Genomic DNA, 19,858 nt, shown 5'->3' with positions numbered 1-19,858 from the left:
ACGTTGTTTGTTTTTTATGGCTGTTACGATTTGTTTTTTTTCATCGTAACAGCCATAAAAAGCAGATTTTGTTAATAAACTTCAACCGCAGAAAGCACTGGAGAGGCTTTTGAAGCGGTAATATTCACCCGGATTTTACTGGTTTGTACGGGCGTTAATTTTAATATACGCTTATAACCAATGGTGGTGGCTTGGGCAACTTTTTGCCATGCACCGTTTTGCCATGCTTCTATTTCAAACGATTTAACGCGCTGACCCATGGCGATATACTCTTTTAACGTAACGTATTTTATCGTTTGGGTTTTGCCCAAATCAATCTCCACGCTTCCAGTAGTGACGTCGTCGTTGGTAGTCCAGTAGGTGTCTTTGTTACCATCGGTGAGGTTGGCAGAAGCATAATAAACGGCATTGCCCCGGAAAGAGCTGGCTTTGGTCTTGGCGTTGGCCGCCAGATTGGTTTTGAATTCGCGGTCAATCATGGCGCGCCAGCCTTGCAGGGCTTTTACGTCATTTTCGTGAATCAATCCCCGGCGATCGGGTGGCACATTTAGAAGCAGCGTTGACCCGCGTCCTACCGATGTCAGGTAAATATCAAAGAGATTTTCGGGGGTACGCACTTTTGAATCTTCCTTGGCGTGGTAAAACCAGCCCGGACGAATCGATACATCGACCTCGGCAGGAATCCACTGGGTGCCATCTTCTGAGCCGGTATTCAACAGTTTTTCAATGCCGCCTTTGCCCGCAAAGAGTGTATCGGGCGTAATGCTGTTCCAGTTGGTTTCGCCTGCTATGCCGCGCTCATTTCCCACCCAACGTACACCTGGCCCAGCATCGCTAAAGAAAATGACATTGGGCTCCATTTGGCGCACCAGATCAAGCGTTTTTGGCCAGTCATAGTAGGTAGAGCCTTTGATTTGGCGTTTTTCGCGGGCACCGCCGTAGTAGCCGTCGCCGCCGTTGGCCCCATCAAACCACATTTCAAAGGCAGGGCCGTAATTGGTAAATAGCTCTTTGAGCTGATTGCGGTAATATTCCACGTAACCTGGTTTGCCGTATTCGGGGTGGTTGCGGTCCCAAGGTGACAAATAGATACCGAATTTGAGGCCATGTTTTTTGCAGGCATCGGCCACTTCCCGAACGATGTCGCCTTTGCCGTTTTTATACGGACTGTTTTTGATGGAATGTTCGGTGTATTGACTAGGAAACAGACAGAAACCATCGTGGTGTTTGACCGTCAGGATAGCGCCCTTAAAGCCTGCGTCTTTGAGGGTTTTTATCCATTGGTCTACATCCGTTTGGGTAGGGTTAAAAATAGAGGGTTTCTCGTCGCCGTAGCCCCATTCCAAGTCGGTGAACGTGTTGGTAGTGAAGTGAATAAATGCATTTTGCTCCATTTCGTGCCAGCCCATTTGGGCTTTTGAAGGAGTGGGCCCAACGGGTTTTGGTGGCAACACATCGGGCACTTTCAACACTACGTGTTTTACGTTTTTGCGCTCGTGGGTGTACGTAATATGCACCAATCCGTCGGTGGTTTGAATCACGGCAGGGTAGCTAAATTCGCCCTTGCCTTCGTCTTCCAACGAATAAATGTCCTGCCAATTGATACCGTCTTTGGAGGCCGCTACGCGCAGTTTATTGCGCCCTTTTGCCCAGTCACTTCCGCGAATGAGGGGGTTATAGATCAAAATTTGTGTACCGTTTTTGAGGGTTACGGCATCGGTGCCCGAGTTCGGATTAGGCAGGCTAGTTGCACTGACCGGGCTCCACGTTTTGCCGCCGTCGGTCGACCATGTTTCTACTACCACATTTTGACGACTGCGGCAAAGCATCTGCATTTTGCCGTTAGGGTAGGTCAAAATACTGGGCTGAATAGCACCAAAATTGCCGTTATCGATGCTAATTTTTTGCCAGTTGTTGCCGTTTTTGTCCGTTTTTTCTAAATGTACATGCCAAACATTTCCCGTCACACTTTCGGTGCTGGTCGGGTGCAAAATATCCCCGTTAGCGAGTTGAATAGGTTTGTTTTTTATCGGGCCCAACATGCCATCGGGCAGCTTTTCGGGGGCCGACCACGTTTTTCCGTTGTTGGTAGAATAACGCACCATTCCCCACCATTCGCGCGGGTTAGGCCCTATTTTGTAGTAAAGCATTAGCTTTCCTTCGCGTGTTTTGAACAAAACGGGATTCCAGCAGGGATACCGCTTGTTGGCATCGATGATACCGTCGGCCATTTGCTTAGGTTGACTCCATTTTCCTTTTTGGTATTCTGACAACCAGATGGTTACGTCGGGTTTTCCTTCGGCAGTACCGCCAAACCAAGTTGCCATCAAATGTTGGTCGCCCACTTGCACAATGCTGGAGGCATGGCAGGAGGGAACGGGCGGATTGTCAAAAATAAACTCTTCCTTGACCAACAAAACAGCCGGCGTCTGCGCTCGAAGCACCGTGCCTACAAAAGTGAATACAAGTAAAAAGAATGATTTTAGATTCATAGTGTGAGGGTTGGGATTTGTTAAAATCGGGATAAAATGATGTACCACAAAAGTAAAAATAAAAAATATTAATAATTTAAGGTAGTGAAGTAAAAAAAATTAAAAATAAGGTAAGCAATTCATAAAGTACGTTCAGAAAACGCATTCGTGAAAATGAAAGAAGTTTTTTGGAGCTATATACCGCTTGAGTTGAAGATTACCACTGTTTTTTTACACCAATGAATCCCCCGAAAGCTTCAGGAAATAGGGTGCCGTGGTCGAGGGCGGCGGAAGCACTAAAAGTGAACCCAGTGATTATTGGAAGGATGATTTGGGCAGAAAGTGAATGTGAAAACTGATGTATAACTGGAGAATAAGCATAGGAAAAAGAGCCAAAATTACGGCTGAACGAACTGCGGGTGGTGATATTGAGTCGGTGGCCAAAGTGCCAATCGCTCCCCAAATACCAGACTTTGACCTGATTATTAGGGAAGAAGAAACCTTTAAACTTTTCCTGAACTTCTGGTTTTAAAGTTGTTAGGGGAGCAATAAATGGATTGCCAAGCGTTTGATTCTGATACGACCAACCCTCTTTGTACTGTCCGTGGTTAAAATAATTGTCGGTGCCTTGGTACTGAGCGGTGGGGTCAAAAATGGCTCCACTTTGGTTGGTTGTAGATAAGTATTCAATGGTTAGTTTGCTGATTGATAATGACTTGTGATTTTTTTTGCCGCGTCGAGAAATGCTCAAGCCTGTTAGCCCATCGGGGAAATTTTGAAACGCCAAGCCCGATGCATCTTCGTAAATATGTTGATGATAAAGCAAAAAAGTATGGGTAGTTTTGCGCCATTCCAAAGCAAAATCATAGCTTCCCAAATGGTTGCCAATGCGATTGCTGCCGTCGAAAATGGTGTAACGGTCATTGATGAGGTCGTCTGGGTAGCGGCCCGTGATGAGTGAAATATAATCCCGAAACGTAGATGGCAGTTGCCCGTTTTGCGCCAACAACGTCCCCTTTAGATAATCGGCTTTTCCGCCCCATTGGACCTGGTGGTTGAGCCCTGCATAAAACCGAACCCCCCAGTGGGGTTTGCCAAAACGTGCGTAAAAGGTTTTTTGATGGAGATAAGCCCCCTGAATGTAGGGCACGGTGAACCACGCATGGGCGTAGCTTGCTTTAAAAGCTAAAATACTTTTCAGAAATTTGAGGGGAATAAAGTCAATGGTTTGCAGTTGAATTTTGGGAAAGGTCATTGCATTGCCCGACCACGCCACAAAACCCGATGTCAGGGTACTGTCGCCGAGTCCAAAAATTTCCCGTCGGTTGCCCGCAAAGATTTCAAACTTGCCCCATTTTGCTTTTAAGAACAGGTCAGGTGTCCAGATTTTGTGCCTGTTTACCGTAAAATTGGCCACTCCCATCGCGCCGAATCCCCAGTCAAACGTTGATTTTTGGGTAGAATCGACGCGGTATTCGCGGTAGCTACCCACCCGGGCGGTTCCAAAAGAGCTTTCTAACGGAACGAAACCGAATTGATTGGTTCGTAACCAGAAGGGTGTTTGGGAAGACGTAGCGGCGCCGCCGCCGATTTCAACGTAATAATGGTACGGACTAACTGACTTACCAGACTGTGTCCAAGCTGATTGGGAAAAAATACCAACGGTCGCTGCCAATAAGTAGCGGAGCTTCATACGGTTGAAAAAGGGGGTTGGAACTACAAATACATACGTGGAAATGCATGTTTTGGACGTGGGTATCGAATAATTTATTGGTAACTGAAAAATGATAAACCGCGAAACCGCAAAAATGTAAAAGGGGCGTTTTCTTGCCACTTAAACCCTTAACTTTTCATTTTGACATTGGGAATTTCGGGCGGTAGGGGCACCAAATCGGTTTCGCCTTCGATGCGGGGAAAACGGTCTTCTTTCCAATCTTGTTTGGCTTGTTGGATGATTGCCTGACTTGTGGCCACAAAATTCCAATAAATGAAACGTTCTTCAGGAAAAGGCTCGCCACCAAAGAGGTAAATCGTGGTGTTGGCATGGATGGTAAATTGGCAGAGTTGGCTATCTTGGGCGACCAAAATGCGTTTGGGCTCGTAGGTATTGCCGTCACTTTCAATGCTACCTTCCAAAATATAAAGGCCCGCTTCGCCAAATAAGTCATCGCCGATGCTAATGGTCTGGGTGGTAGGACTCTTGATTTCCAAAAGAAATAATTTGCTATAAACGGGTACGGGCGATTTGTGACCAAATGCTTCACCTGCAATGAGTTTGTACGAAATTCCGTCGGTTTTCCACGCGGGAATCTCGTCGGCTTCGGCGTGGTAAAAAGCGGGTGGCATATCTTCGAGTTCTTTGGGCAGCGCCACCCAAATCTGAAGCCCATGAAGTCTTTTGTCGGAGTGCCTAAGGTACTCGGGCGTTCGTTCTGAATGTACGATGCCCTTGCCAGCGGTCATCCAATTGACCTGGTTCGGGAATATTTCGACAGCCGTGCCCAACGTGTCGCGGTGCATAATGCTGCCTTCAAACAGATACGTGAGGGTTGAAAGACCAATGTGTGGGTGCGGGCCTACGTCAATATTTTGGTGCTCTTTGAGGAGAGCAGGCCCCATGTGGTCAATGAAAATAAAGGGGCCAACCATGCGTTTTCCGCGAAAAGGAAGTAACCGACCCACTAAAAAGTTCCCGATATTGGCGGGACGTTCTTCGATGATAACATTGATGTTTGACATGGTCGATGGGAGAGTTTACGCAAGAACATCCTGCCATTCAGGGGTTTTCTTAAACGTCGCGTTGGCGAAGGGGCACAATGGCATCACTTTAATGCCATTTTTTCGTACATAATCTACCAACTCGGCCTGTAATTTTTTGCCGATGCTTTGGCCCTTTAGCGAAGGGTCAACTTCGGTGTGGTCAATGATGATTTTGTGCTCGCCGGCCAGTATGTACGTCATGGCCGCCAGTGATTTACCTTCTAATTCGTAAAAAAATGAGCCGCCTTTTTCGGTCTGACTGTGCTTGATTTGTCCCATAAACTGTTTATTTGATTTTTAGTAATGCGAATATAGGTTACTCAAACCGAATGTACGGCATCCTTTTTGCCCAAAAATCTCCCAAACAGTTCATTTAAAATAGTTTGGAGCGTATTAATTGCGCTAAAAACTTTCTTGAATCAGCGCTTTATTGATAGATGCACCTGCTTTCGTGCCCGCCGCTGTTGCCTCCGACACGGCTCTCATCGGAGAGGTATTATCGCCTGCGGCATACACACCCGCCACGGTAGTTTGATTAAAATGGTCAATTTTGAGGTAACCGTTTTCGGTGAGCTCACAGCCCAAGTCTTGGGGAATAGCACAGTGTTGTTGGAAGGCAACCCGCGCAAAAATCGCCGAAACTGCCTGTTTTGTGCCATTTTTAAAAATGACCTGCTCCAGTTTTCCAGCGGTATGCTCCAAGTGGTCAAGTTCCTCCTCAATGATTGCGATATGATGCTGTTGGAGTTTTTGGGTTTGTTCTGCGTTCAGCGTTGACGGGCCGTTGGTAAACAATGTTAAGTGGGGTGTCCATTGGCTGATTAATTTAGCAAATTCAAATCCCACTTCTCCGTTGCCAAGGATGCCCAGCGCAGTGCCGTGTACTTCGTATCCGTGGCAATAGGGGCAATGGATGACGGAAATTCCCCAACAATCGGCAAAACCGGGCAAATCGGGGATTAAATCACGAATACCCGTGGCAAATAATAGCTTCGTAGCCGTAAATTCTACATTTGTCCCGGTCCTAATCCTGAATAAATTCTCCTCTTTTTGGGCGCTTTGTACGGTATCGGCCACAAACTGAACGGTGGGATAAACTAGTACTTGGTCTTTGGCTTTTTGCGCAATGGCGGCGGGCGGTTCCCCATCTTGCGTGATGAAATTATGCGAATGAGGAGCGGTTTGATTACAAGGTTTTCCGCTGTCAATAATCAATACTGAGCGTAATGAGCGCCCCAAAGCCATGCCGGCCGAAAGCCCCGCGTAACTGCCGCCAATGACGATAACATCGAAATGGTTAGTTTCAATCATGTGGTTAACGTTTTAATGATAAAAATAGATTGCTTTCATTTGCAACATTGTTGCAAATGAAAAAAGTTCACAGTAAAACGAAAGAGCCACGCCGAGAGCTACCGAATTTAGATCAAATGCGAAGTATAACCCAATGCCACCAATTGGTCATATGCGTTCCAAACATCACTGGGGATTTCCTGATAAATCTGGAAGCCTTTTTCGGGATAGACTTTCACGCGTTGAAGGTCGCCGACCATGATGTGAATTACTTCTTCAAGCGAGATTTCAGCATTGGGGTATTGCTCAAGCGAGATTTGCGGAGAGGTTACAATGAGTTGTTTATCAGGCCAATGCTTCTTAAAAGTGGCATAGCTACGGCGCTCCATGTAAGGCTTTTGGACCACGATAAATGTCTGAGGATTTAGACCGTGGGTGGCGAGGAGTTGCTGCGTAAACAGGATATTTTCGCCAGTGTTTGTAGATTTATTTTCGATGTAAATGGCTTCTCTCGGGACGCCCATTTCCAAGGCGATGGCCGCAAATTTATCGGCTTCGGCGTCTTTCCAAAGGTCTTGGGTGAGTCTACCCAATCCTCCCGAAAAAATCAAGATGGGAGCCCAACCTTGCAGATATAACTCCGCCCCGCGCTCCGCAACCCGCAAATCATGGCTACCCAACACCAAGATGCAATCGGATTTTTGAAGCGTGTGATTGACGTGGTGGTAATCCCAAAGTTTTTGGGCCAAGGCCATGGTGTTGGTGGAGAGCATGGGTGCATTACATGAATTTGAAACTGTACGCCAAAGATACAATCGGTGACGAGAAAATTTGGAGTTGGTACGTGGTATAGGCGGTGCCTTGGGTGCGCATGAAGACCGAGTACTGGTTTTTGCGTCCGTATAGATTATAGACCGTAAAAATCCAGCTTCCGGTCCAACGGTTGTTTTTGAGATTGGGATTATTGATTTGCCACGAGAAGTCGAGGCGGTGATAATCTTTGATTCGGCCTTGGTTACGTTCGGCATAATACGGGTAGGCTTTGCCCTGAAAACTCACAAAACCATTTGGTATCGTGTAGGGCCGGCCGGTGCCGTAAGTAAATGTCAGCGAAATATTGTGGTACTTGTTTTCGGAATAATTGAACGACATGTTGACGTTATGGGGGCGGTCAAAATTGGCGGGATACCATTTGCCGTCGTTGATTTGCTCGGTAAATTGCTGCCCTTCATTGACCTGATTCAGTACCCTTGAATACGTATAATTGACCCAGCCCGTGATTTCTCCCTTTTTCTTCGTGACCATCAGCTCGGCTCCGTAGGCACGGCTTTGGCCTTGAAGTACCTGCGTTTCGATGTATTTTTGGAGTAAAAAATCCGCACCCGGTTTAAAATCCATGATGTTTTGGGTGGTGCGGTAGTAGCCTTCAATGGAAAACTCGTAAATATTATTTTTCAAGTTTTTGAAATAACCCGCTGACCACAATTGACTCACCTGCGGACGGATGTGCGCGTCGCTCATTTTCCAGCGCGAGGTGGGCAGGGGAGTGGTGGTATTGGAAACAACCTGTAAATACTGACGCATGAGGTTGTAGCCAAACTTGATGGAAGATTGCTCGTCGATGTTGTAACGTAGGCCCAACCGTGGTTCAAAGCCTCCGTAGGTTTTGGTCACTTGCCCAGCTCCGTAAGAAACGGAATCAATAATGGTCAACTCGGTGCGGGGGCCGCCGGGCGCGTAGAGACGAACGGTGCTCGGTCCGAGCGCCATAAAGTAAGAGTATCGCAACCCCGCCGAAACCGTCATCTTGGCATTGATGGTCATTTCATCTTCAGCGTGTAAGGCTAGTTCAATCCCGTTTTCGGTCGGAACACTTTGGGGGTTCACACGTTGGTTGCTTCCCGGATTAAGCGTACCTGGTTGCAGTTGATAATGCGTCATGTTGACCCCCAATTCAATTTTATGGCGGGCGTTGGGGGCATAATTAAAATTGGTTTTTAGCTGACGTTGCAGGATTTCGGAGCCAATGCTCACTTTATTGTCGCTGTCTAACTCTGGCAACAAAATACGTGGTCGGTACTTGCTATAAACGCCCGTCGTTTGCACGTTGAGTTTATCGCTAATCGCGTGAAACCATTTTGCCGTGAAGTTGAGCGTTTTGTAATTGTACTGGGTCGAGGTAGAATTAATATCGTTGATGCCGCCCAGAAGGTCGGTCTGAAAGAAATCGGTGCTGTAATAATTGGAGAGCGAAAAGGTGTTTTTGGTATTGATACGCCAAAATAGTTTGGCGGCGGCATCGCCGAAACTCGCCCGAATATTTTTGAGTTTTTGCGGGCCCCACTGAAAAGCAAAGTCATTGAAAGCCCCGCGCCCTGTCACCAAAAGCCCTACTTTGCCTTTGACGAGCGGGATTTCGGCCGTGAGTCTGTTTGCCACAAAACTTACGCCCCCTTGCAAACTGAATTTTTCCAGACTTGGGTTAGACATCGACACGTCCAACACCGCCGCGGCCCGGCCGCCAAACCGCGCGGGGGTGGTTCCTTTGTACAACTCCATGCCAGAGACAGCATCGGGTGGGAAAACCGAAAACAGCCCGAAAAGGTGCGTGGGGTTGAAAATAGGGGCATCGTCGAGCAGAATCAAATTTTGATCAACGGCCCCGCCCCGAATATTGACCCCGTTTGACGCTTCTCCCACCGACGTTACACCGGGTAGCATTTGCAGGCTACGCAGCACATCCACTTCGCCCATGATAGCGGGCAACCGTTTGATGGTTTTGATGTTCATCTGGGTTACGCCCAGCAGTGGCCGCGATACGTTTTGGTCAACGGCTTGGGTCGAAATGATGACCTCCTCTAGCTCTTCGGCGATGTTCATCAACTTGATGTCCAACCGAATGTTTTTATTCATTTTTACTTTAATACGAAACGGCCGGTAGCCCAATCGGCTGACCGTTACCACATAATCGGCATCAATCAGATTGACCGAAAATGTACCCGTGGTATCGGTGAAAAGGCCGATTTTATCAAAATTTACGCGGACGACGGCGTTGGCGATGGGTTCTCCCGTTAGAGAATCACGTACCATGCCACTCAGTTCATTGGGGCGGGCCGCCTGAAATTTGGGCCGTTGTTGTCCCCAAATGCTTAGGCTGGTGCTGAGTACGAATATAAAAAGGAGTAAATGTTTCAAAGTCATCAGATACATGAAATTAATAATAGTCCAGAAAATCATTTACTGCCAGCCTTCGGGGCGAATCGGGGTGCGTGTCCTGCTCAAAACACAAGGATAGGCGGACGGAGGAAAAGAGGTGATTTCATAGTTGGGCGCGCGCCCGAGTAGGGTTTTGACCAGTGGATTGGGGTACAGCGCCCGATTGATCCAATACTGTACTTTACGGGTGCCCGCAGCGCCAAAAAAACCAACCACTTTGTCCTGAGAATCAGCTACGTTTCGGATATTACCGATGATGGCGGCGGGCGGTGTATCGGTCAGCGTACCCGTATTTTGGGCTTGGCTACTCAACAATTGAAAATACTGATATGCCTGTGGAGAGAGCGCCAACTGCTCGATTTCGAGCAGGCACCCCTGAGAAGGAGAATAAAAAGGGATTTTTCCGATGAGCCTGCCCGTAATGCTCCTACCGTTCACAAATTTGTCGTCCAGAATATTAATGGTGCTGTTGTAGATAAGTTCCCAGCATTGTTTGTCGCATTGATAATCGTAGTCGGGAGGATTGCGTGAATTTATCTTTACGCATTGTCCATTCACCAGTCGCCCACCCGTACAAGTGATGCAGATACTTTGCTCTTCGTAGAGTTTCCAGCGCCAGAGATAGTAGTTCTGGGTTTCTTTGGGGTCGTCAACATCGAGGTACACATCTACCGTTGAGCTGACCACGTTTTTGCCCAAGTTGTCTAAAAGCCCGTTTGGGTCAAATTGCTGGTATATCTTTTTGATTTCAGGGGAGGTGCTCAACAGTTCTTTGGACGACTCGTAGGTTTTGCCATCGGGCGTTTTGAAAGTGAGTTGGTAGGTTTGTCCGATTTTTCCTTTAAAATTGGCGGGGGCTGCGTAGATGCCATCGGCTACTTCCTGAAGCTGTATAGTGCTGCCATCGTTGGCTCTGATTTCGGCAACACATTTTTTTAGTGGCTCTGAGTAATAACTGTTGTTTGAATTACGGGCGATGTTAATACTGACGGTTGTCCCTGCTTGGTCAGACACAAAGCCTTCTACGCTCAAGACGTTGGCATTGAGTGAATAGGTAATATCGTAAGGTTCTACGCAACCGTAGAAAGCACTCATTGTCAGCAGCAAACAGATGAAAAGGGTTGTTTTTGGGCGGATATTCATGAATTGCAGGCAGTAGAAAAAAACGGTTGATTAAGGGTATTCGTTGAAAAAAGAGTGTATACCCCTAAAAATACAGCGAATGAAAGTAGAGATTTTCTCAAAAACATCCTGAAAATTAGTGGTTTCAGTAATAAACCACTAATTTATTTCATTTTACCTACAAAACAGGATTAAAATCGACCAACGCCCAAAATTGTGGAACTAACCAGCCAATACCGATTTTTTTGGCTTGGAAATGAGCAACAACCCAAGAAATACAATGGCTCCGTTGAGCATGAGCCGTTCAAAGCCGATTTTGTAGCCGTCGAACCAGACCTCTGAATTTTGATTGAGAATATACGTAATGAGGGGCCCCGCCACGCAAACCAGCGGCGTAAGCCGGTCATTGACGGGGCGTTTGGTATAAAGGCCAAAAGCAAAGAGTCCCAATAAAGGCCCGTAAGTATAGCCCGCAATGTCAAAAATCGCCGTGATGACCTCCTTGCTGTTCATCTGGTTGAAAAGTACAATGACAATATAAAACAACACCGAAAAGCCGATATGAACCCAGTGCTTGATGCGGGCGCGCTCGGTTTCGGGTTTGTTGGCTACGTTCATGAAGTCGATACAAAATGCCGTAGTCAGGGCCGTCAGGGCCGAATCTGAACTAGCGTAAGTAGCGGCCGTAATTCCAATCAGGAACGTAATGGCCACAATGACGCCGGCGGTCCCTTCGTGCACACCAAAGTGGTTAAGCGCCAGCATTGCATACAAATCATCGGTTTTGGCAGGAATTACAATGTTTTTGCTTTGGGCGTAAAAATAGAGCAGCACCCCAAGGCTCATAAACATTAAGTTGACGAACGTAAGCGTGATGGTAAACCAAAACATGTTTTTCTGGGCTTCACCGATGTTTTTGCAGGTGAGGTTTTTTTGCATCAAATCCTGGTCCATTCCAGTCATGGTGATGGCAATGAACGCGCCCGATAAAAATTGTTTCCAGAAATATTTATTGTCTTTTGGGTCATCAAAGAAGAAAATTCGAGAATATTCGCTGTCGGCAATGGCCGAAACCATACCCCCAAACGAAAAATCAAGTTGATTGGCTACCAAATAAATGGTCAGTGCCACGGCCGTTACCAAAAAAGTAGTTTGGAGGGTATCGGTAATGATAATGGTTTTGATACCGCCTTTGAAAGTATACACCCATATCAGCGCAATGGTGATTGCCACCGACACCTCAAACGGAATCCCCAGGCCGTTATACATGGCTAATTGCAGCACTTGCGCCGCTACATAAAGCCGAACCGCCGAGCCGAGCGTACGCGATAGCAAGAAAAAAGCCGAACCCGTTTTGTACGCCCAGAAGCCAAAACGTTGTTCGAGATAACTATAGATTGAGACCAGATTGAGACGATAATACAGCGGCATGAGTACCGTACCGATAAAGAGATACCCCAAAATATACCCCAATACTACCTGAAAATAGGAAAACTGGATTTTGCCCACGGCGCCCGGAACAGAGATAAAAGTAACCCCCGACAATGAGGTCCCAATCATGGCAAAAGCAACCAAATACCAAGGCGACTGTTTATTAGCCGTAAAGAACGTGTTGGTGTCCGCTCCCCGTGAGGTATAAATCGAAACGGCAATCAAAACAATGAAATAAACGATTAAAATACTAAGGGCAATGTAGGGGCTCATTGGTCAAAATGGGTTAAAACTTTTTTTTATTTGCAAACCTATTAAGGTTTTTTGTAAATTTGTTATAACTATATTAAAACCAAAAAAAACTTTGCCCAATGCAACCGTTTGAGATGCCCGAAATTGACGTGTTAGAGGAAATTGAAGATAAGATAGTAGAAACCGACTTGTACAGTTTAGTCGTTTTCAATGATGAAGTTAATACGTTTGACTGGGTGATTGATACATTGATGGAGGTTTGTAGCCACACGCCCGAACAAGCTGAGCAATGTACCATTATCATTCACTACAAAGGAAAATGTAAAGTAAAAAATGGTTCGTGGGAAGAACTCGTTCCCTTGCGTCAGGAAATATGTCGGAGAGGAATTTCTGCGGAAGTGCTCTAATCAGGTATTCGTCGTACTGATTAAAATATACCAAAAAAGTAAAAAAGCCTGCCTTCTTATAAATGTTATAGGAAGGCAGGCTTGTCTATGTCTATACTGAAATCACCGTTTTATTTTACTTTCATAGATTTCTCTCGGGCGAGCCGCTGCTCATAAAAATCCATAAATCCGTCCAATTCTTCGGCAGGAAGGCGACGGGCAATGATTTTTTTGTCTTGGTCTAAGACGTAAATCATAGGCGTATTGATTACGTCAAAATCTTTCCGAAAATCAATACGGAAGCTATAATCATAACCGTGAACCCATTCCTGTACGCCAAACTCCCGAATGTATTTTTTCCATTGGTCGGGCGCTCGTGCCACCGATGCCGCAAAGATTTGAACGTCTAGCGTTTTTTTGTTCTTTTCGTAAAACGTCTTCAATGCAGGGGTAGATTTTCGGCAATGACTGCAGTCGGGATCGTAGAAAACTACGACGGTGTATTTGGCTTTCACATCGGCTACTGAGCGCAGTTGGCCTATCGTATCTGTTAATGAGAGTGCTGGCATGGTTTTGCCCACCAAAAGCGGCTTCATGACGTTGACTTTTTGGCGGATATTCTGCAACGTACTCGAATCGGTCATGGGCATGATGCCCCCCAAGTAATATTTTTCGGCCAAATGCACAAACACCTGCTCAATACCCATCACCGACGGGTTTTCGGCTTTGTTGGTTAAGTACCAAATACAGTAAGCCTGCATTTCTTTACTGCCTCCTTTAAGGGCTTTTTCAATCACCACATCCGACGCTTGAATCAGTGAATCAGGATGCTGAAAGGTGAGCTCGCCCATATACCGGTCTAGCTTTCGTTGCAGGGTAGGGGTACGAACGAGGCGCTCTTCCGAAAAATCAAAATTATCCCAAAAATGGGCCTTATAATATTGGAACAACCAAACTGAATCCACCCGACCGTCGGGACGCTTAGGGGCGGGTGGAAGGTCCACCTCGGCGTTGGCCTTCATGATTTTGCCCGTCAGGGTTGTGGCATTTTCCTGCGCAAAACTGCGGTAGTAGTCAAATATCTGTCGCCGCAGGTTATTGATTTTTGTTTGGGTCAACACATCTTGGCGCATTTTCATTTGCGCCGCCAAAACGTTTATTTCGGTGTTGTAGCCCGCAATTTGCTGTTGGTATTTATAATACAGCTCATTGTCGGGCGAGTTCTCAATCTTCATATTGCCGACCACATTGAGGGTGTCGGAGCTAAACGAAAAATGCTGCTCATTGCCAATGATAAACTCCGCGACGCGGCGCTTGGTGGATGAAAGTAGCATATAAACTCCTCCAGGAAGGGGTTTGTCGCCCGTGAAAGTCAAGTGGCCATTTGCATCGGCAACTGCCGTGTCTTTTACCACGTATTGCGAAAAACCAAAATAATGGGCCAAGGTAAACGGCTCAGGTCGAAGCCCTTTGATGGTTCCTTTGATGCTGTAGCCGCCGTTTTGGGCGAGCGTGGTCAGACCCATCAAAACCAGAAAAGGCAAAAAATACAAAGTGCGCATTGGATACATAAAAGCTTGTTTATTGCCGGCTGCCTGCGGGTTTTGATTCCAACGCAAGGCGCTTTTTATAAACATTCAAAAATGGTTCCAAATCTTCGACACCCAGCCGACGCGCAATAATTTTTTTGTTTTTGTCTAATACATACACCGTTGGCGTTGAAAAAACATCATAATCGTTGCGATATACCACCTGACGAGAAGCCACCAGGCCAAACCCGTTGGTCATACCTTCGAGCTTAAACTCTTTGATAAATTTGCGCCATTCGTCTTCTTTGCCTTCAATGGCAACGGTCATTACGTCGACGCCCTGCGCGTGCATCTTGTCGTGAAAGGCTTTCAACTTAGGGGCCGATTCGCGGCAGTGGCCGCAGGTAGGAGAGTAAAAAAACAGCACCTGAAAGTCAGCTTTGCTGCCGTGAATATACTCCAGCTTGTCGGGGGCACGGTAGCTCATCACGCCCAAGTCGGGAATGATTTTGTTGACCAACAACGGCTTCAACACTTTGATACGCTCAGACATATTTTTGAGGGTGGCCGTATCAGAAACGGGCATGATGCCAGTGAGGTAGTATTTTTCGCCCATGTGCACAAAAACGCCCTCTGTTCCGACGGTCTTCGGCATTTCGTATTGGTTGGTGATGTACCAAATACAATAAGAAATGATGTCTTTTTGATTTCCTTTGATGGCCTTATTGACCACCAAATCAGCTTCTTTGATGAGTGAGTCTTCTGTTTGAAGAGTCAATTCTTTGATGTAGCGGTCCAGCTTTTGGTGGAGAAACGGCGTCTGAAGCATCCGAGCATCCGAAAAATCGAAGTTGTCCCAGTAGTGACTTTTATAGTAATTGAAGACCCAAGCAGAATCCGTTTTGCCATTAGGAAGTCTGGGGGCAGGTGGTAACTCTGGTTCGGCCGACGCTTTGAAGAGTTTGACTGTAAAAGTACCCTCGTTGACCTTCATGAAATTGTCGTAAAAGGCTTTCCGCTGGTCCTGAATATCTTTGTAGCGCTTGTCGCTGTCGGGTACTTTTTGGGCTTTGAGTTTTTGATATTCCGTTTCTTTGTCTTTCATGAAACGCTGGAACTCATAAAAAAGCTCGTTGTCGCGGCTTCCTTTTACGCGCATACTTCCCACGATGTCGACCGTATCGGCGGTAAAACTGAAGTCTTGGTCGTCGGCAATGAGCATTCGGTAGAGCGTTTTTCGGTCGGGCAGTACGATTTCATACACCCCACCCGCAAGTGGTTTGTTGCCTTCAATGACAAAATGCCCGTCTTTGTCGGCTTGGGCGGTGTCTTTGGCGTATATTTGGGCGGCGTAATAGTTGGCTAAAATGCAACTACCTCCGTTGAGACCTTTGATTTGGCCTTCGATTCGGTAGGCAGATTGGGCAAAAACTAAATGCGTAATACAGAAAAATAAAGGAAGAAGGATACGTTTTAATTTCATCGCTTTGTGCGTTTTATAGGCCTCAAAATTAGAACTTTTATTTTAGTCAGTTAAACGAATTTTTTACACTTTTAGCGTCTCTACCCTCAAAACAGACTATATGTTTTATATTCTATCCAAAACCATTGATGTGTTGCTGATGCCGCTGACCATGGCGTGTATTGCTTTTCTTTACGCCATCCTAACCAAAAACCGTGCCCGAAGCCGAAAAGTTTTGATTGGGGCGTTGGTAGGGCTTTATCTGGTCAGTAGTCCTATTTTGGTTAATGAATTGCTGAAATGGTGGGAGCCGAGGGCTTCTAACGAAGAAAAAAAATACGAAGTAGCGGCCCTCTTAACGGGCGGGATTATTAAACGGTATCATCAACCTACCAAACACGTTTGGTTTGGAAAAAGCGGCGACCGAGCATTACAAGCGTTTGAATTATATAAACGAGGTAAAATCAAGAAAATCATCATCAGCGGGGGAGAAGGCTCGTTGAGAGGAGGGAGAATCAACAATTCAGAAAACAACGGTATCCGACAATACCTCATTGAGTCGGGGGTAGCTGCGGCCGATATTGTGCAGGATTCTTTGTCGTTGAACACGCGTCAAAATGCGGTCAATACCGCCAAAATCTTAAAAACACAGTTCAATACCGACAAATGCATGTTGATTACCTCGTCTTTTCATCTGCCCCGGGCCGAGGGTTGTTTTAAAAAAGAAGGCATTACGGTTTTTGCGTGCCCAGCGCATTATCTTCAGGAAGACGGCGGCGCGATTTGGTTTGATAAGCTCTTCCCTTCCGAAGAAGCTCTGGCCCATTTTTACCTCGTTTGGCACGAAATGATTGGGTACGTAGTGTACAAAATAGTAGGGTATATTTAATAATTGTTTACCCTACAATCTCCAGCTTACTGAGGCCATTGACGTTTTTGAACAACCGAATCTGCGTGCCGATGCGCTCTTTGAGGGCCTCCACGTGCGAAATGATACCGATGGTTTTGTCACTTTCTGACTGAAGTCGCTCCAACATACTCAAGGCCATATCGAGCGACTCGGGGTCGAGGGTGCCGAAACCTTCGTCAATAAATAGGCTTTCAATGCTGACGTTTTTGGAAGCCAAATCCGACAGCGCCAATGCCAATGCCAGACTCAACGTAAAAGTTTCGCCGCCCGAAAGCGTGTTTACGGCTCGTTGGGCATTGCCCTGGTACATATCAATCACAAACAAACTCTCGGTATCTTCTTTGGGTTTATCCAAAACATAGCGGTCGGATAGGTGGCTGAGGCGCTGATTGGCCAAGCCAATGAGGTTTGACAGCGTCAGGTTTTGGGCAAAATTGCTGAATTTATTGCCTGTACTGTCGCCAATGTAGCGATTGAGCAAATCCCATTTCCGACGCTGCGTACGGAGTTGTTCAAGCTCAGATTGCAACCCCGAATAGATTTCTTTTTGCTTGGTGTGATTGTCTAATTTTGTACCTATTTCCGACGATTCACTTAAATATTTGTCGCGCAGTTGGCGGCATGAATTGAGTTTAAATTCTGTTTCCTCTGCGTTGAGTTCGGTGGCTCGTTGTTGCGTGAGCAAGTGTAGTTGTTCATGCCAAGTTTTCTGATTGATTTCCAGTTCTTTTTCCCGGTCATCCAGTCGTTTTCGGGTGTTTTTTAGGGTTTCAATCTCGGAGCTTGAAAGCAACAATTCATTGGCGATTTGGATGCTTTCGATGCCTTTTTGCTGCAATTGCTGCGTCAGAGACGCCGCCTCAGCGTCAGTTTTCTGGGTTTCCTCCATGAGCGTTTTGTCCGTTTCAGTCCATGCTTTTTGGGCAATGCTGAGCGCAGTTTGGGCATTGCTCAGTGTACTTTTTAACGATTGACCATCGGCTCTGATGTCTTTGCCTGCGTAGCGCCGTAGCTTTTCTTGCTCTTTATCGACTTTTTGGGTTCGTAACTCAAATAGGGCTGCATAATTTCTCGTTATTTTTTGAATGACATTGTTTAAATCTTTGATTTTTAGCCAATTGTTGACCGTAGATTGCTGTTGTATTAATTGGTTTTGCTCAAGCACTAATTGCTCTAGGGTGGTTTCAAGTGGGAGTTGTAGCGTTCCTAATGCATTTTCACAATCTTCTTTGGCCTTTAAGAAATCTTCGCGAAGTTTCTTCAAATCAGCTTCGGCCTGCGTCACGAGCGCCTCGGCTTTGTTGAATTCAGTGCCGTAATTTTTGGCTTGCGTATCAGCCTCTTTTTTTTGTTTTTCCAACAAATCCAGATCCACCTGCACCTGCGACAAAGCGTTGATGTAGGCGTGTACGTATGGATGGTGCGTAGAGCCACAAAGCGGACATTCGTCGCCGTTTTGCAGGGCGTTTCGTAAGTCTTCCAGATTGAATTTTTGCTGTTCTTTCTCCTTTTTTAACTGTAATTCCTTGATTTTTAGTTCTAAATTTTGAGCCGTTGCCTGTGCCAACTCCCAGAGAGGCTTTTTTTCGGCAACAATTTTGGCGTTTTCGGCAACTGCTTTTCTGGTATCTTGACCCTTGGCCACGAGGTCATTTCTTTTTTCCAATTTTGCGCTCAGCTCAATCAATGCTTTTTCGCGTGTCGACAATCGAGAAAGCTCATTTTGTGCGTCAAAATCAGGTCCGAAGCGTGTTACTTCGGTTTGGATTTCTTGTTGTTTTTGGAGAAGAAGAGCGTTGGTTTCGTCCAATTTTTCCAACCCTAATTGTTGCAGCCAGTCGTTGCTCGCTTGAGCTACTTCCTGACGGATAGTGTTAAAAATGGGTCGAATTTCGGCGTTTAGTTTTTCGATGTCCTTTTCCAGTCCCAAAATTTCTGTTTCAAAGGCGGTCAATTCCTGCTCCAGAAGTGCGTAAGGAACGGTTTTTTGAATCAGATTTTCAATCTTTTCCGCCGTCTCTTTTACAATCGTTTGTTGGGTATCGGCTTCTTCTTTAAGGGCTTTTTGTTTTTTTTGTAAATCGATTAACTGATTTTGTCGTGCCCTAAGTGTTGCTAAGTCAACGGCCCATTCGCTCACGAGTTCGTGGTGTTGAAGGCGGAGTGCCTGCGGGGCAAAGAGGCCCTGTTCCTGCTTCAAAAGCTGTTTGTTGCTTTCGACTTTTTCCAGTTTTTGGAGAAGTTCGGTACAGCGGTCGAGCGTATTTTTTTCTTTTTCCCAAAAAATCAGGTCTTTATCGGCCTGAATACGGTGCGCTTGGGCAATGTTGAGTTCGTCTTTTAGCTGCTTTACCTGTTCATCGGTTAGCATAGATACGAGTTGTAACTCCTTCTCTTTCAGCTTCAACTTTTCTTCGTGTTGGCGGTCTCTTTCAAAAGAGGCCCGGCCGAGTTGGCGGTAAATGTGCTGCCCTGTAATATCTTCCAACAACTTAGAACGGTCGTGGGCTTTGGCGCGCAGAAACTCCGCAAAACTCCCCTGTGCCAGCACGATGGATTTTACAAACTGCTCATAATTAAGGCCGATGATTTCGGCGTTCTTTTTGGGGAAATTCGCCAATCCCTTGATGTCCAGTAGGTTGCCAGAAGGTAATTCCGCAATTTCCATTTGGTAGTTGTTCCACTCGTTGTTGCGGTTGCGGGCAATGCTCCAACGAGAGCGGTACTGACGGCCTTTGACTTCGTATTCTACCTCCGCGTAAGCTTCGGACTTGGGCTCGCCAGCGGCTTTGAGATTGACGATGGAACCGAGGGTTTTGATGTCGGTTTTTGAAATACTCCCAAAGCGTGGAATTTCATTGTACAACGCCAACGTAATCACATCCAGTAGGGTAGATTTGCCCGCGCCCGTCGGTCCAGAGATAATAAACAACCCCGACACCGCCAATGGATTGATGGAAAAATCAACGCAGCAAGGTTCGTTGTAAAACGAATTGATATTTTTAAAACGGGTACGAAGAATCTTCATT

Annotated in this window: 14 protein-coding genes; 2 read left to right on the top strand and 12 right to left on the bottom strand. The window is 46.2% G+C overall.

The features are described 5' to 3' along the window. Window positions 1-71: 71 nt before the first annotated feature. The 9 genes from GVN20_RS29700 to GVN20_RS15855 form a co-directional block, all read right to left on the bottom strand. The gene (locus tag GVN20_RS29700; RefSeq protein ID WP_166559291.1) at window positions 72-2,492 is read right to left on the bottom strand and encodes an exo-alpha-sialidase; all 2,421 of its coding nucleotides are present in this window, start codon (window positions 2,490-2,492) and stop codon (window positions 72-74) included. Window positions 2,493-2,688: 196 nt separating this feature from the next. Continuing rightward, complete coding sequence (locus tag GVN20_RS15890; RefSeq protein WP_166559290.1) at window positions 2,689-4,164, bottom strand: capsule assembly Wzi family protein; 1,476 nt, start codon at window positions 4,162-4,164, stop codon at window positions 2,689-2,691. 149 nt (window positions 4,165-4,313) lie between these two features. Next, window positions 4,314-5,210 (bottom strand): pirin family protein, encoded by an 897-nt coding sequence (locus GVN20_RS15885; protein ID WP_166559289.1) that lies wholly within the window; start codon window positions 5,208-5,210, stop codon window positions 4,314-4,316. A 15-nt stretch (window positions 5,211-5,225) separates the two neighbouring features. Continuing rightward, window positions 5,226-5,510 (bottom strand): GNAT family N-acetyltransferase, encoded by a 285-nt coding sequence (locus GVN20_RS15880; RefSeq protein ID WP_166559288.1) that lies wholly within the window; start codon window positions 5,508-5,510, stop codon window positions 5,226-5,228. Window positions 5,511-5,633: 123 nt separating this feature from the next. After that, a complete protein-coding gene (locus GVN20_RS15875) occupies window positions 5,634-6,542 on the bottom strand; it encodes an NAD(P)/FAD-dependent oxidoreductase (protein ID WP_166559287.1) in 909 nt (302 codons plus the stop codon). A 107-nt stretch (window positions 6,543-6,649) separates the two neighbouring features. Then, window positions 6,650-7,294, bottom strand: a complete 645-nt coding sequence (locus tag GVN20_RS15870; protein ID WP_166559286.1) for a YdcF family protein — start codon at window positions 7,292-7,294, stop codon at window positions 6,650-6,652. Between the two features lie 7 nt (window positions 7,295-7,301). Beyond that, the gene (locus GVN20_RS15865) at window positions 7,302-9,722 is read right to left on the bottom strand and encodes a TonB-dependent receptor (RefSeq protein WP_166559285.1); all 2,421 of its coding nucleotides are present in this window, start codon (window positions 9,720-9,722) and stop codon (window positions 7,302-7,304) included. Window positions 9,723-9,758: 36 nt separating this feature from the next. After that, window positions 9,759-10,832, bottom strand: coding sequence for a DUF4249 domain-containing protein (locus GVN20_RS15860; RefSeq protein WP_166559284.1), 1,074 nt, complete (start codon window positions 10,830-10,832; stop codon window positions 9,759-9,761). Between the two features lie 249 nt (window positions 10,833-11,081). Beyond that, window positions 11,082-12,563, bottom strand: a complete 1,482-nt coding sequence (locus tag GVN20_RS15855) for a sodium:solute symporter (RefSeq protein ID WP_166559283.1) — start codon at window positions 12,561-12,563, stop codon at window positions 11,082-11,084. Between the two features lie 98 nt (window positions 12,564-12,661). On the opposite strand from GVN20_RS15855, the gene GVN20_RS15850 reads away from it, so the two are divergent. Beyond that, window positions 12,662-12,949 (top strand): ATP-dependent Clp protease adaptor ClpS, encoded by a 288-nt coding sequence (locus GVN20_RS15850; RefSeq protein WP_166559282.1) that lies wholly within the window; start codon window positions 12,662-12,664, stop codon window positions 12,947-12,949. A gap of 110 nt (window positions 12,950-13,059) precedes the next feature. Here the strand turns inward: GVN20_RS15850 and GVN20_RS15845 are convergent, their stop codons facing one another. Next, window positions 13,060-14,565 (bottom strand): thioredoxin-like domain-containing protein, encoded by a 1,506-nt coding sequence (locus GVN20_RS15845; RefSeq protein ID WP_166559281.1) that lies wholly within the window; start codon window positions 14,563-14,565, stop codon window positions 13,060-13,062. After that, window positions 14,510-15,940, bottom strand: a complete 1,431-nt coding sequence (locus tag GVN20_RS15840) for a TlpA family protein disulfide reductase (protein WP_166559280.1) — start codon at window positions 15,938-15,940, stop codon at window positions 14,510-14,512. Before GVN20_RS15840 ends, GVN20_RS15845 begins: the two co-directional genes overlap by 56 nt. A 100-nt stretch (window positions 15,941-16,040) precedes the next feature. Between GVN20_RS15840 and GVN20_RS15835 the strand changes: the two genes are divergently transcribed. Next, a complete protein-coding gene (locus tag GVN20_RS15835) occupies window positions 16,041-16,808 on the top strand; it encodes a YdcF family protein (protein WP_166559279.1) in 768 nt (255 codons plus the stop codon). A 7-nt stretch (window positions 16,809-16,815) separates the two neighbouring features. Here the strand turns inward: GVN20_RS15835 and GVN20_RS15830 are convergent, their stop codons facing one another. Beyond that, window positions 16,816-19,857: an SbcC/MukB-like Walker B domain-containing protein gene (locus tag GVN20_RS15830; RefSeq protein ID WP_166559278.1), complete on the bottom strand. Its 3,042-nt coding sequence runs from the start codon at window positions 19,855-19,857 to the stop codon at window positions 16,816-16,818. Window position 19,858: the final 1 nt, after the last annotated feature.

Origin of the sequence: Runella sp. CRIBMP, from assembly GCF_009905605.1 — a bacterium.
Classification (GTDB): Bacteria; Bacteroidota; Bacteroidia; order Cytophagales; family Spirosomataceae; genus Runella.
The sequence above is the reverse complement of the archived record's forward strand: the minus strand, read 5'-3'. Positions and strand labels throughout refer to the sequence as shown.